Origin of the sequence: Microbacterium aquilitoris, from assembly GCF_031932285.1 — a bacterium.
GTDB classification, from domain to species: Bacteria; Actinomycetota; Actinomycetes; order Actinomycetales; family Microbacteriaceae; genus Microbacterium; species Microbacterium aquilitoris.
Genome location: NZ_JAUZVT010000002.1, coordinates 806,232 through 819,832, shown reverse-complemented (window position 1 = coordinate 819,832; position 13,601 = coordinate 806,232). Strand labels below are relative to the sequence as shown.

The window sequence follows — 13,601 nt, the reverse complement described above, 5'->3', positions numbered from 1 at the left end:
CGCGCCCCGGCTCAGTTCTTCGCGAGCGCCGCGCGTTCCCGCTGACTCACGCGACCGGCGATCGCCGCAGCGAGTCCAGGGGCTCCGTCGAGGGTCGGGTCGTCGGCGAGAAGACGCTCCGCCTCGGCGCGGGCCGTCGCGATCAGGTCTGCATCGGCGACGACGCGCAGCAGCCGCAGCGACGACCGCACGCCGGATTGCGCGTCACCGAGGACGTCACCCTCGCCGCGCAGCTCGAGATCGACCTCGGCGAGTTCGAAACCGTCCGTCGTCGCGGCGACGGCCTCGACGCGCTGTCGTGCCGGCGTGAACGGGTCGGCCTCGGTGACCAGCAGGCAGAGCCCGGGAACTGAGCCGCGGCCGACACGCCCGCGGAGCTGGTGGAGCTGCGAGACGCCGAATCGATCCGCCTCGAGGATCACCATGGTCGAGGCGTTCGGGACGTCGACACCGACTTCGACCACCGTCGTGGCGACCAGCACGTCGATGTCGCCACGCGCGAAGGCCTGCATGACGGCATCCTTCTCGTCACCGGGCATCTTGCCGTGGAGGATCTCGACGCGGATGTCCCGGTAATCGGGATGCCCCGACAGCAGCGCGGCCGCCTGCACGACTCCCCAGCGCGTCCGGGCGGGCTCCTCGGTCTCGGGACTCTCCTCGTCGGTCGCGTCGGTCGCAGCGTCGATCGCCGGACACACCACGAACGCCTGCCTCCCGAGTCGGACCTCCTCGGCGACGCGCTCCCAGACGCGCGCGAACCACGCGGGCTTCTCCCCCACGGGCGCGACGAAGCTCGAGATCCCGGCGCGGCCCCCGGGCATCGTCCGGATCGTCGACACGTCGAGGTCGCCGAACACGGTCATGGCGACCGTACGGGGGATCGGGGTGGCGGTGAGGACGAGGACGTGCGGCGAACTCCCTTTGGCGCGCAGCGTCTCGCGCTGGTCGACCCCGAAGCGATGCTGCTCGTCGACCACGACGAGTCCGAGATCCGCGAACGTCGTGGACTCGCTCAGCAGCGCGTGGGTTCCCACGACGATGCGCGATTGCCCCGAGGCAACCCGCAGGGCCGCCCGTCGCCGCTCGGCCGCGCCCAGCTGCCCGGTGAGCAACGTGGGCATGAGTTCGGGTGCGAGCTCGGGTCCCAGCATCCGAGCCATGGAACGCACGTGCTGGGCGGCCAGGACCTCCGTCGGGGCGATCAGCGCGGACTGCCCGCCCGACTGGGCGACCTGGAGCATGGCTCGGAGCGCGACGAGGGTCTTGCCGGACCCCACCTCGCCCTGCACGAGGCGGTTCATCGGCCACGGGGCGACGAGGTCCGCGGCGACGCGGTCACCGACGCTCAGCTGGTCGGGTGTGCGCTCGAACGGCAGCCGTGCGTCGAATCGGGCGAGAAGGTCGCCGGGTGGCCGGGCGGTCGCGGACATCATCCGGACGAAGTGACGCTGTTGCAGGAGGGCTGCCTGAAGGACGAACGCCTCGTGCATCCGGAGGGTCTCGCGTGCCGGATCGATCTGGTCGAAGGACTCCGGATCGTGGATGCGGGTCAGCGCCGTGCGGGCGTCGAGAAGGCCCTGAGCGGCGCGGAAGGCGTCGGGGAGAGGCTCGGGCACGCCCGTCAGCGCAGGGAGCACCAGGTCCACGCACTTCTTGACCTGCCAGCTCGAGAAGGTGCTCGTCGCCGGATAGATCGGGATGGGGCGATTCCGCCACGCCTCCGCGGTGAGCCGCGCCGTTCCCTCGTCGTCGAAGAGCTGGTAGTCGGGATGCGTCAACTGCTTCTGACCGCGGTACTCCCCCACCTTGCCGGAGAAGATGCCCTGCCGGCCGGCCGTGAGATCCTTCACGCGCCAGGACTGCCCGAAGAACGTGAGCGACATGGTTCCCTCGCCGTCGCCGATGACGACCTCGACGAGTTCCCCCCGGCGGCCCCGCATCGGCCTCGTCGACGCGGAGCGGACCTCGGCCACGATCGTGACGAGCTCGCCGACCGGAAGAGCGGCGATGTGTGTCAGCTCCCCGCGGTTGGCGTACCGCCTCGGGTAGTGCCCCAGCAACTCCCCCACTGTCGTCATGTGGAAGGCGCGCTTCAGCCCCTTCGCCAGGTTGTCGCCGACCGCCTCGTGCAGGGGCGTGTCGAGCGAGTACGAGGCCATGCGATGAGTCTACGAGCGACCGCCGACGCGGATATCGTGTGGGGGTGACGAGGATCATCGCCGGGGCCGCCGGATCGCTGCCGCTCGCCGTCCCGAGCGCCGGGACGCGGCCGACGAGCGAACGTGTGCGGGAGTCGCTGTTCGGCGCTCTGGAATCCGCGAACCTCATCGAGTCCGCCGCCGTCCTCGATCTCTACGCGGGATCAGGCGCGCTCGGGCTCGAGGCCGTGAGCCGCGGGGCGTCGTCGGCCGACCTCGTCGAGCGGGCGCCGCGCGCGGCATCCGTCATCGAGCGGAACGTCCGAGCCGTCGCCCGCAGTCTCCCGGATCGGCGGGTGACGGTGCACCGGTCCTCCGCGGATGCGTTCCTCCGCGCCGGCGGACCGTCTTTCGACCTCGTGTTCGTGGACCCGCCCTACGACATGACGGATGCCGAGGTGTCCACGACGCTCGCACTCCTGACTCCTCGGCTCACCGACTCCGCGGTCGTCGTCGTCGAACGGGCCACGCGCTCCGGCGAGCCCGATCTGCCCGCAGGCCTCGTCGTGGACCGCGCGAAGAAGTACGGCGACACGACCCTCTGGTGGCTCGCCCCCGCCGATGCCGCGGACGCGGGTCAGCCGAGCGCCGAGTCCCAGTCGGCGTAGGGATCCCAGCCGCCTCGCGTCGAGGGGACGGCGCCCTGCGCGAGGACGGCGGCGTCGCCGCGCACCCGCACGTGGCCGATGACCTCGAAGCCGGTCGGCGTGGACCCGGCCGGGAAGCAGGCGAGGAGAGCGTGGTCCTCGCCGCCCGAGAGTGCGTCGTCATCGAGATCGACATCGATCGACAGTGTCACGCGCGAGGCGTCCGCGATCCGTGAGGCATCGAGCAGGAGCCCGTCGGAGACGTCCATGAGCGCCGTCGCTCCCGCCCGCGCGGCGAGAACGCCGAGTTCGATCGGCGGACGAGGGCGCAACTGCGCGTCGAGGTCGTGCTGCTCGGCAGGCGTGAGGACGTCACGATCGATCGGGACGGGTGTGCCCGCGGCATCCCGGAACCGGTCGAACAGGATCCGAAGGCCCCGCGCCGCCGCGCCCAGCTCACCCGCCACCGCGATCTCGTCTCCGGGACGCGCGCCGGACCGGCGGACGGGCTCCACTCCGTCGAGCACGCCGAGGGCGGTGACGGCGACCGTGAGCGTCTCGGACACGGTGAGGTCGCCCCCCTCGACCGCGCAGCCCGGCGCGAGATCGGCGAGGGCGTCGCGGAAGCCGGACGCCAGAGCCTCGACGAAGGTCGCCGGCAGCCAGTCCGGCAGCGCCAGGGCGACGAGGAGCGCAGTGGGCCTCGCGCCCATCGCAGCGACATCGGCGATGTTCACCGCAGCGGATTTGTAGCCGAGATCGTAGGGCGAGGTCCAGGCGAGGCGGAAGTCGGGCCCGTGTACGAGGGTGTCCGTCGTGGCCACGATCCGCCCGCCAGGAACGGCGAGCACGGCGGCGTCGTCCCCGGGGCCGATCTCGGCACGCGACGCCGGTCCCAGTACACGGAGGATGCGGGCCAGGAGCTCCTTCTCGGACACGTCGCGCACACGGAGCTCACCCATGCGTCCACGGTAGCCTGGAGCGATGCCCCGGACCCGCTCGACCACTGCGCTCGCCCTGCTCGTAGCCGGGGTCGCCGCCTTGTCCGGCTGCTCCTCGACCGTCGCCGTCAAGGCCGCTCCGAACGCCGACGATCCGCGCTGCGCACAGGTGATGGTCCTCCTCCCCGACGTCCTGGGAGATCAGTCGCGCCGCTGGACCGACGCGCAGTCCACCGCGGCGTGGGGCGACCCGACGACCGTCCAGTTCACCTGCGGCACACAGCCGACGGGACCGACGACGCTCCCGTGCTTCACGGTCGACGGCGTCGACTGGGTCGTGGACGACTCGCGCGCGCCGTTGTACCGGATCGCCACCTACGGGCGGACGCCCGCAGCGGAGCTCATCGTCGACTACGACGCCGTCTCGTCGAGCGGTCCCGTCTCGGCGCTCAGCCGATTGATCACGAAGCGGTTCGAGGTCACCGGAAAGTGCGTGGCTCCGACCGAGGGGCAGCCCTGACCCGGTTTACCGCGCCAGTTCGATGAGCTCGGTGATCAGGTCGGGGTAGCTCAGCCCGCTCTGGATCCAGCACGTCGGGAACATCGAGATCGGGGTGAACCCGGGCATCGTGTTCACCTCGTTCACGAAGAACTCGCTGCCGGTGTAGAAGAAGTCGACGCGCGACAGCCCCTGTCCCCCGACCGCCTCGAACGCCTGCGCCGCGACCCGCTGCATCTCGCGCAACTCACCGTCGTGCAGGTCGGCTGGACAGACGAGATCGATCCCGGGAGCGCCGAGGTACTTCGCCTCGAAGTCGTAGAAATCCCGCCCGCTGACGACGATCTCCCCCGCCACGCTGACGCGCGGCTCGGCGCCGTCCCGGCCCTGCAGGACGCCGCACTCCACCTCGCGCCCCGTCACGGCCTGCTCGACGAGAACGCTGGTGTCTTCGGCGAAGGCGGTGTCGAGGGCGGCATCCAGGCCCTCCCATTCGGACACCTTCGACACGCCGACGCTGGACCCGGCGCGGGCCGGCTTCACGAAGACCGGAAGACCGAGGGCACGGATGCGGCGTCGCCACAGGTCATCGTCGCGCTCGAGCGCTGCGCGGGTGACGGTCACCCACGGCACGACGGGAACGCCGGCCGCGCGGAGGACGCTCTTGGTCGTGTGCTTGTCCATGCCGATCGCCGACATGAGCAGGCCCGCTCCGACGTAGGGCAGGTCGAGGAGCTCGAGGAAGCCCTGGACAGTGCCGTCCTCGCCGAAGCGGCCGTGGAGGATGGGGAAGACCACATCGATCTCACCGAGGGACTCGACCGCCCCGTCGGGGCGACGCACCGACAGCGTCCGGTTCGCCGTCGACTCCGGCCAGACGATCCGCGTGCCGTTGTCGACGACCTCGGGGAGCCGCTCGGGATTCAGCGCGAACTTGTCGGGATCGTCGTCCTCGAGGACGTACGCTCCCTCGCGCGTGATCCCGACGGGGATGACGCGGTACCGCTCACGATCGATCGCGCGCAGCACCCCGCCCGCCGTGGCGGAACTTATCGAATGCTCGCTGGAACGCCCTCCGAAGAGCAGAACCACTACCGCCTGAACCATTCTGAGTCCTCTCCTCCGTGGGCTCATCGTCATCCGTTGTGAGGTGCGGTGCGATGTCACGGGGGTTCATCGTGCCGTCGAGCACCATCTTGACCTGCTCGACGATGGGCATCTGGACGCCGGCTTCCTTGGCGAGCTGGAGGACGGGGGCGACGGAGGCGAGGCCTTCGGCCGTCTGGTCCATCTGCTTCACGACCTCCGTGAAGCTGTAGCCCTGTCCGAGCAGGCGGCCGGCGGTGTTGTTGCGGCTGAGGGGCGACTGGCACGTCGCGATCAGGTCGCCGAGTCCGGCGAGTCCCTGCAGCGTCTCGGGCTGCGCCCCCTGGGCGACGGCGAAATCCGTCATCTCGACGAGGCCTCGCGTGATGATCGACGCTTTCGTGTTCTCGCCGTAGCCGACACCGTCGACGATGCCGATCGCCACCGCGATCAAGTTCTTCAGCACCCCGCCGAACTCGGTGCCGATGACGTCCGTGTTGACGAACGTGCGAAAGTAGGTGTTGCGGGCGATGCGCGCAACGGCTTCGGCCGTCTCCTGGCTCGACGACGAGATGACCGCGGCGGTCGGCTGCTCGCGGGCGATCTCGAGGGCGAGATTCGGGCCGGATGCCACGGCGATGCGGTCGGGGTCGCAACGGAGCTCCTGCTCGAGGACCTGACTCATCCTCAGTCCGGTCTTCTTCTCCACGCCCTTCATCAGCGACACGATGGGCGCGTCGCCGGCGGCGAGGATGGGGCGGACGGCCTTGAGGTTCTGACGGAGCGCTTGGCTGGAGATGGCGATGTAGACCTGCGTCGCCCCGTCGAGGGCCTCGGCGAGGTGGTGGGTCGCGGACAGACCGCGCGGCAGGTTGATGCCCGGGAGGTACTGCGAGTTCCGCTTGCCCTCGCGGATCTCGTGAGCGAGCTCGGCGCGTCGCGCCCACATCATGACGTCCGCGCCGCCGTCGGCGAGGACCTTCCCGAACGTCGTTCCCCAGCTTCCGGAACCGAGGACCGCGACCCGGGGAGCCGCGGCGTCGCGGCGCGACGATTCCCTAGGAGTCAAGGCGTCCCGTTTCGTTCTGCCCGTGCTTGGCCGGATTCCAGCGCTCGGCGGGCGGCTCCTCGCCGCGGAGGCGACCGAGGAGGATCGAGATGTCCCGCATGACGGCATCCGTCGCCGCGACGAGCGTGGCGGGGGTCGTGTCGGTGAACGCGGACAGGTCGACGGGAGGACCCACGAGCACGCGCACCCGGCGACGCGGCGGCCACAGCCGCAGGCGCCCGTACCGCGGCAGGATCTCCTGCACACCCCACGTCGCGACGGGGATGACGGGGAGTGTCTCGGCCGCGGCGAGGGCGAGGCGCACGGCGCCCGTCTTGCCCCGCATCGGCCACATGTCGGGGTCGCGGGTCAGCGAACCCTCGGGATACACGATGACGCCGCGCTGCTCGGCGACGAGGGCGTTCGACTGCGCGAGCGTCTGCGTCGCCGCCGCCGAGTTCGAGGCCCGGGCCACGGGGATCATGCCCGTCGCCCGCAAGAGGGCACCCAGGACCGGGACCTTGAACAGACTCTCCTTGGCCATGAACCGGGGCGCCCGGCCCATCCGCCAGGTCGCGACGGCGACGATCACCGGATCGAACTCGCTGTAGTGGTTCGGGGCGAGGACGTAGGCGCCCTCGAGCGGCAGGTTCTCGGCGCCCTCGATCTCGATCTTCGCGAACCATCCCGTGGCGGGGATGACGATCATGGCGGCGGGCCAGAAGACGCTCGGGCGGGTCTTCTCAGCCGACGCGTGACGACGAGGGCTCACCCGGGTCACTCCGTGACGTCGAAGTCGGCGCCGAGGTCCGTCAGCTTCTCGAGGAACTTCTCGTAGCCGCGACGGATGATCCCGATGTTGCGAACGGTCGACTCGCCCTCGGCCGCCAGCGCGGCGATGACGTAGGAGTAGCCGCCGCGGAGGTCCGGGACCACGACGTCGGCACCGTGGAGGGGCGTCGGACCGTTGATGACAGCGGCCTGCTCGAGGGCGCGGCGGGGAACGCGTCGCTCGGAGCTCGCGATGCCGTCGGGGTGCACGACGATGTCGGCGCCCATCTGGACCAGAGCGCGGGTGAAGCCGAGCCGGTTCTCATACACAGTCTCGTGGACGACGGACTCACCCTCGGCCTGCGTCAGGGCCACGATGAGCGGCTGCTGCCAGTCGGTCATGAACCCGGGGTGCACGTCGGTCTCGACCATGACGGGCTTGAGCGGACCGCCGCGGCGGAAGCGGATGCCGTCCTCGGCGATGTCGAAGTCGCCACCGACCTTGCGGAATACGTTGAGGAAGGTCAGCATCTCCTGCTGCTTGGCGCCGCCGACGAAGATGTCGCCGTCGGTGGCCAGGGCGGCGGCGGCCCACGAGGCGGCCTCGTTGCGGTCGAAGATCGCCCGGTGGTCGTAGCCGCGGAGAGATTCGACGCCTTCGATGAAGATCACCCGGTTGGGCTCGTAAGAGATGATCGCGCCCATCTTCTGCAGGACGGCGATCAGGTCCATGATCTCGGGCTCGATGGCCGCGTTCCGAAGCTCGGTCGTCCCCTTCGCCCGGACCGCGGTGAGCAGGACCTGCTCGGTCGCGCCGACGCTCGGGTAGGGCAGCTCGATGTTGGCGCCGTGAAGGCCGCCGGGCGCCGACAGCCGGATGCCGCTCGGGAGCTTGTCGACGATGGCGCCGAACGAGCGGAGCGCGTCGAGGTGGAAGTCGATCGGGCGGTCGCCGATGCGGCATCCGCCGAGGTCGGGGATGAACGCCTGGCCGAGCAGGTGCAGCAGAGGCCCGCAGAAGAGGATCGGGATGCGAGACGCACCGGCGTGGGCGTCGATCTCCTCCATGTGAGCCGAGACCGCTCCGCTCGGGTCGAGCCGGAGGACGCCGTCCTCGAGGTCCTCGACGTGGACGCCGTGGACCTCGAGGAGCGAACGCACGACGTGGACGTCGCTGATGTCCGGCACATCCCGGAGGATGCTGGCGGTCTCACCCAGGAGGGCGGCCACCATCGCCTTCGTTGCGAGGTTCTTCGCCCCCTTCACCTCGACCCGGCCGCGCAACGGTCGTCCGCCGCGGATCCGGAGCGTCTGACCCGTATTACCGCCGCCGGCGGGGGTGGACGCGGAGTCGCTGAGAAGTGTGTTCATGGGTGGGACCTCATTACTGGTGTCGAGGAAGCGTGGTCGGCCCCGTTGTGCGGGGCGCTGGCCGATCAGCGGACGGGGAGCGTCCGCGGCCGCCACGCCTCGCGGCGCGCCTCGAACTGCGCGATCTGATCTTCGCTGCGCAGCGTGAGCCCGATGTCGTCGAGCCCTTCGAGAAGCCGCCACCTAGTGTAATCGTCGATCTCGAACGAGGCCTGGAGGTCGCCGACCGCCACCGTTCGTGTCTCGAGGTCCACGGTGATCTCGCGGCCGGGGTCAGCCTCGAGAGCCGCCCAGATGGCCTCGAGGACGTCTTCGGTGACGACGCCGGTGACGAGGCCCTGCTTGCCGGAGTTGCCGCGGAAGATGTCGGCGAACTTCGTGCTGAGGACGACGCGGAATCCGTAATCGCGAAGAGCCCAGACGGCGTGCTCACGGCTCGACCCCGTCCCGAAGTCCGGGCCGGCGACGAGGACGGACCCGCCGCGGTAGGCATCCTGATTGAGGACGAACGTGGGGTCCTGTCGCCAGTTCGCGAAGAGCGCGTCCTCGAAACCCGTCTTCGTGACGCGCTTCAGGTAGACGGCCGGGATGATCTGGTCCGTGTCGACCGCGGAGCGCTTCAGGGGCACGCCGACGCCGGTGTGGCGGGTGAACTTCTCCATGTCAGGCCTCCGTCAGGGTCAGGGCGTCGAGGTCGCTCGGGCTCGCGAGGCGGCCCAGGACCGCCGTCGCCGCAGCGACCAGCGGCGACACGAGGTGGGTGCGGCCGCCCTTGCCCTGGCGGCCCTCGAAGTTGCGATTGCTCGTGGAGGCGCAGCGCTCCCCCGGGGCGAGCTGGTCGGGGTTCATCCCGAGGCACATCGAGCATCCGGCGAAGCGCCATTCGGCACCGAAGTCCGTGAAAATCTTGTCCAGGCCCTCGGCTTCGGCTTCGAGGCGGACGCGGGCGGAACCCGGGACCACCATGACGCGGACGCCCGGGGCCTTGGTGCGACCCGCCACGATCGATGCGAACTGGCGGAGATCCTCGATGCGGCTGTTCGTGCACGAGCCCATGAAGACGGCATCCACCGCGACGTCCTTCAGGGCGGTGCCCGGCGCGAGATCCATGTACTCCAGAGCCCGCTCCGCGGCCGCGCGTTCGTTCGGGTCGGCCATCTCGGCGGGTTCGGGGATGACGCCGTTCAGCGAGACGCCCTGGCCGGGGTTCGTGCCCCACGTGACGAAGGGTTCGAGCTCGTCGGCAGCGAGGAAGACCTCCGCGTCGTAGACGGCTCCCTCATCGGAGGGCAGCGTCCGCCAGTAGGCGACCGCCTCGTCCCAGTCGGCCCCCTGCGGGGCGTGCGGCTTGTCCTTCACGTACGCGAAGGTAGTCTCGTCCGGCGCGATCATCCCCGCGCGGGCGCCCGCCTCGATCGACATGTTGCAGATCGTCATACGCCCCTCCATCGAGAGGGCGCGGATGGCGGAGCCGCGGAACTCGAGGACGTAGCCCTGCCCGCCGTTCGCGCCGATCTTCGCGATGATCGCGAGGATGATGTCCTTCGCGCTCACGCCGGGCTTCAGGGTGCCCTCGACGGTGATCGCCATGGTCTTGAAAGGCTTGAGCGGCAGCGTCTGCGTCGCGAGGACGTGCTCGACCTCGCTCGTGCCGATGCCGAATGCCATCGCCCCGAACGCGCCGTGGGTCGAGGTGTGGGAGTCGCCGCAGACCACGGTGATGCCCGGCATCGTCAGACCCAGCTGGGGTCCCACGACGTGCACGATCCCCTGCTCCTTGTCGCCCAGCGAGTGCAGGCGGACGCCGAACTCCTCGGCGTTGCGGCGGAGGGTCTCGATCTGCGTGCGGCTCGTGAGGTCGGCGATCGGCTTGTCGATCTCGAGCGTCGGCGTGTTGTGATCCTCCGTCGCGATCGTGAGGTCGAGACGGCGAACCGGTCGTCCCTCCGCGCGGAGACCGTCGAAGGCCTGCGGGCTCGTCACCTCGTGGACGAGGTGCAGGTCGATGTAGATGAGGTCGGGGCTGCCGCCCTCGCCCTTCACGACGAGGTGGTCGTCCCACACCTTCTCAGCGAGGGTCCGGGGACGGTCGGGAATCGTGCTCATGTTGTCTCCTGATGTCGGATGGCGCCCGCGACAGCCTCCGCGACGAGAGAGGGCTCAGAACGAGGTCTCGTCGCGGCCGATAAGGAGTCGAGCGGTCCGCACGGCGTCAGACTATCACCGGCCTCCCGGCGACGTGCGCGACCGCGCCCCGGTCAGGGACGGACGCGCGGCGATCCTCACCGGGCGTCGTCGGAGGGACGCGTCTCGACCGTGGGAGGGGTCCCCTGTTCAGCGGCGACGTCCTCCGCGTGGCGGACGGGCGTCGGCCCGGTTGCGGGGAGCGGTTCCCGCAGCCCCTCGCGGCGCGCCGCGATGAGACTGGCGATCGTCGCGACCGCCATCGAACCGACGATGACCCCGAGAGACACCCAGGTGGAGATCTCCGGAGCCCACTCCACGTGCTCCCCGCCGTTGATGAACGGCAGCTCGTTCTCGTGGAGGGCGTGGAGGACGAGCTTGACGCCGATGAACGCCAGGATGAACGCGATGCCGAAGTGCAGGTACTTCAGCCGGTCCAGGAGTCCGCCGAGCAGGAAGTAGAGCTGGCGGAGCCCCATCAGCGCGAAGATGTTCGCCGTGAAGACGATGAAGGCGCTCTGCGTGATGCCGAAGATCGCCGGAATCGAGTCGATCGCGAACAGCAGATCTGTCATGCCGAGAGCCGCGAACACGATGATCATCGGCGTGAAGACCTTCTTGCCGTCGATCACCGTCCGCACCTTCGCACCGTCGTACTCCTCGGACACCTTCATCCGGCGCCGGAGGAGCCTGACGAGGAAGCTCTCCTTCTTCTCCTCGTCCTCGTCGTCCTCACCGTCGAAGGCCTGCTTCCAGGCCGTGTAGATGAGGAAGGCGCCGAACAGGTAGAAGACCCAGCTGAACTGCTCGATGATGGCGGCGCCCAGCAGGATGAAGATGCCCCGTAGGACGAGCGCGATGATGATCCCGACCATCAGCACCTTCTGCTGCGCCGCCCGCGGCACCGAGAACTGGCTCATGATCAGCACGAACACGAAGAGGTTGTCGATGGAGAGGCTGTACTCGGTCAGCCAGCCCGCGACGAACTGCCCGGCGTACTCCCCGTTCGTGACGACGAGCATCAGGAGCGCGAAGAGGAGGGCGAGCGCCACGTAGAACACGACCCAGAGGGTGGATTCCTTCGTCGACGGGACGTGCGGGCGCTTGATGATCAGCAGCAGGTCGGCGACGAGGATGAGCGTCAGACCGACGAGCGAGCCGACCTCGAACCAGAGGGGGAGCTCCATGGGGGCCTTTCGTGCGGGGGCGACCCTAAGAGTACCTTTCGAGTTGTCTGAGACGATCCCTCACGCGGCGACACTCCCCCATCGACAGGACGAACGAGGATGCCATGGCCGACCCGCTCGCACGGCGTGACGCGGACCTGGTGGCAGCCGCCGCACGGGGCGACCAGCAGGCCTTCCGCGAGCTGTATCGCGCCTACGCGCGGCCCGTGTACTGGCTCGCCCATGGGCTCCTGGGCGACACATCGGATGCGGAGGACGTCATGCAGGAGACCTTCCTGGTCGCGTGGCGACGCCTGCCGACGCTCGATCTCGTGAGCGATTCGCTCCTTCCGTGGCTCGTGACGATCTGCCGGTTCCAGAGTGCGAATCGGATGCGGCGACAGCGGCGCGACCGGCTGAACACCGACGCGGGGGTCGATGAGACCATCCCCGGCACGGTCGACGTCGAGGATCAGGTCATCGGCTCGGCGTTGGCGGAGCGCGTCGTCGCGGAACTCGGGACCCTGTCGCCGCTCGATCAGCAGATCTTCCGCTTGTGCGCCACCGAGGGATACGCCTACGCGGCGGCGGCCGAAGAACTGGGGATCTCGCACGCCGTCGTCCGCAACCGCCTCTCGCGGGTCCGCGCCCGCCTGCGCACGGCCCTGGGAACGGAGGGATCATGACCACGGACGACATCGCACTGCCGGAACTGACCCGATCGCGTCAGGACGACATCGAGAGGGCGCTGTTCGCCGAGATCGCTGCGACGGAGAGCAGCACCCGCAACGGTGCGACGCGGCGTCGTCGACGCGGATGGGCCTACGCCGCCGCAGCGGCTGCCGTCCTCGTCGTCGCCGGGTTCGTCGGCCCGGCCCTCGGGAGCGGCGCCGGCGCCGGATCCTTCGCCGACGGCGCCGCGTCGCAGGAGTCGATGGCACGACCGGATGCCGAGGGCACCGAGATGAGCGGTGGCCTGCAGGATCTCGGCGACGCCGGCGCGGCCGCAGCCCCCGTCGACGAGCGAGCCGTGATCGCCCGCGCCGAGGCGCGCCTCGAGGCCGACGACCCCGCCGATGCCGCCGATGAGATCGGGGCGAGAGCCCAGGCATCCAGGGGGTACGTCGAGTCCTTGACCGTCAGCGACGCGGCGACGGATGACGCTGCAGCCACCGGGGATGCCCGCATCACGGTGCGCATCCCCGCGACGGGCCTCACGGACTTCCTCCGCGACCTCGACGACCTGGGCGCCGTCCGAGCCACCGACATCTCACGGGACGACGTCACGGCCGAGACAACAGACCTCCGCGCCCGGATCGCGTCGCTCGAGACGTCCGTGGAGCGCCTCCGCGGACTGATCTCGGATGCCGCCAGCACGGCGGACGTCCTGGCGGCCGAGGAGGCACTCGCCCAGCGTCAGGCGGATCTCGACGCCTTGCGCGCACGGGAGAAGACCCTCGCCGACGATGTCGCGCTCTCGAGCGCGACCATCACGATCTCGCGCCCCGGCCAGGCGGTGGCCGCCGAGCCGGACGGCTTCGGTGACGGGGTCGCCACCGGCTGGAACGCCCTGCTCGTGACGCTCAACGGGGTCGTGATCGGCCTGGGGTTCCTCCTCCCCTGGCTCGCCGTCGCTGCGGTGGTCGTCCTCATCGTCCGGGTGGCGCGGGGTGCGCGCCGGCGGCGACGCACCGACGCCACCGCCGACGACGCCTGAGAACGCATCGGAAACGACGAAACCCCCGACCTG

General features: G+C 69.9%; 13 protein-coding genes. 4 read left to right on the top strand and 9 right to left on the bottom strand.

What is annotated here, in order from left to right:
* Positions 1-11 precede the first annotated feature (11 nt).
* Entirely contained in the window at positions 12-2,159 is a 2,148-nt protein-coding gene (locus tag Q9S78_RS10750; RefSeq protein ID WP_311856849.1) for an ATP-dependent DNA helicase RecG, read from the bottom strand.
* Between the two features lie 38 nt (positions 2,160-2,197).
* Here Q9S78_RS10750 and rsmD point away from each other — a divergent pair, with 38 nt between their 5' ends.
* Positions 2,198-2,806 (top strand): 16S rRNA (guanine(966)-N(2))-methyltransferase RsmD, encoded by a 609-nt coding sequence (gene rsmD, locus Q9S78_RS10745; RefSeq protein ID WP_311856850.1) that lies wholly within the window; start codon positions 2,198-2,200, stop codon positions 2,804-2,806.
* Here rsmD and thiL read toward each other — a convergent pair.
* The gene (gene thiL, locus Q9S78_RS10740; protein ID WP_311870204.1) at positions 2,776-3,747 is read right to left on the bottom strand and encodes a thiamine-phosphate kinase; all 972 of its coding nucleotides are present in this window, start codon (positions 3,745-3,747) and stop codon (positions 2,776-2,778) included. The two genes, rsmD and thiL, sit on opposite strands and share 31 nt — an antisense overlap.
* Positions 3,748-3,769: 22 nt before the next feature.
* Between thiL and Q9S78_RS10735 the strand changes: the two genes are divergently transcribed.
* Positions 3,770-4,246, top strand: a complete 477-nt coding sequence (locus tag Q9S78_RS10735) for a DUF3515 family protein (protein WP_311856852.1) — start codon at positions 3,770-3,772, stop codon at positions 4,244-4,246.
* A gap of 6 nt (positions 4,247-4,252) precedes the next feature.
* Here the strand turns inward: Q9S78_RS10735 and Q9S78_RS10730 are convergent, their stop codons facing one another.
* The 7 genes from Q9S78_RS10730 to Q9S78_RS10700 all read right to left on the bottom strand — a co-directional run bounded on the left by Q9S78_RS10730 (position 4,253) and on the right by Q9S78_RS10700 (position 11,872).
* Entirely contained in the window at positions 4,253-5,332 is a 1,080-nt protein-coding gene (locus Q9S78_RS10730) for a D-alanine--D-alanine ligase family protein (RefSeq protein WP_081630828.1), read from the bottom strand.
* Complete coding sequence (locus Q9S78_RS10725; RefSeq protein WP_020097193.1) at positions 5,232-6,380, bottom strand: NAD(P)H-dependent glycerol-3-phosphate dehydrogenase; 1,149 nt, start codon at positions 6,378-6,380, stop codon at positions 5,232-5,234. The genes Q9S78_RS10730 and Q9S78_RS10725 overlap by 101 nt, the downstream gene beginning before the upstream one ends.
* The gene (locus tag Q9S78_RS10720; protein WP_018188071.1) at positions 6,370-7,140 is read right to left on the bottom strand and encodes a lysophospholipid acyltransferase family protein; all 771 of its coding nucleotides are present in this window, start codon (positions 7,138-7,140) and stop codon (positions 6,370-6,372) included. The genes Q9S78_RS10725 and Q9S78_RS10720 overlap by 11 nt, the downstream gene beginning before the upstream one ends.
* Positions 7,137-8,501 carry a UDP-N-acetylglucosamine 1-carboxyvinyltransferase gene (murA, locus tag Q9S78_RS10715; protein WP_018188072.1) on the bottom strand — a complete coding sequence of 455 codons (1,365 nt, stop codon included), beginning with the start codon at positions 8,499-8,501 and terminating at the stop codon, positions 7,137-7,139. Before murA ends, Q9S78_RS10720 begins: the two co-directional genes overlap by 4 nt.
* 65 nt (positions 8,502-8,566) lie before the next feature.
* Positions 8,567-9,163 carry a 3-isopropylmalate dehydratase small subunit gene (leuD, locus tag Q9S78_RS10710; protein WP_311856858.1) on the bottom strand — a complete coding sequence of 199 codons (597 nt, stop codon included), beginning with the start codon at positions 9,161-9,163 and terminating at the stop codon, positions 8,567-8,569.
* Position 9,164: 1 nt separating this feature from the next.
* On the bottom strand, positions 9,165-10,607 hold the full coding sequence (leuC, locus tag Q9S78_RS10705; RefSeq protein WP_311870203.1) for a 3-isopropylmalate dehydratase large subunit: 1,443 nt from the start codon (positions 10,605-10,607) through the stop codon (positions 9,165-9,167).
* Between the two features lie 176 nt (positions 10,608-10,783).
* Positions 10,784-11,872 carry a TerC family protein gene (locus Q9S78_RS10700; RefSeq protein WP_018188075.1) on the bottom strand — a complete coding sequence of 363 codons (1,089 nt, stop codon included), beginning with the start codon at positions 11,870-11,872 and terminating at the stop codon, positions 10,784-10,786.
* A gap of 104 nt (positions 11,873-11,976) precedes the next feature.
* Here Q9S78_RS10700 and Q9S78_RS10695 point away from each other — a divergent pair, with 104 nt between their 5' ends.
* Positions 11,977-12,537, top strand: coding sequence for an RNA polymerase sigma factor (locus Q9S78_RS10695; RefSeq protein ID WP_311870202.1), 561 nt, complete (start codon positions 11,977-11,979; stop codon positions 12,535-12,537).
* Positions 12,534-13,568: a DUF4349 domain-containing protein gene (locus Q9S78_RS10690; RefSeq protein ID WP_311870201.1), complete on the top strand. Its 1,035-nt coding sequence runs from the start codon at positions 12,534-12,536 to the stop codon at positions 13,566-13,568. The genes Q9S78_RS10695 and Q9S78_RS10690 overlap by 4 nt, the downstream gene beginning before the upstream one ends.
* The last annotated feature ends 33 nt before the right edge of the window (positions 13,569-13,601 follow it).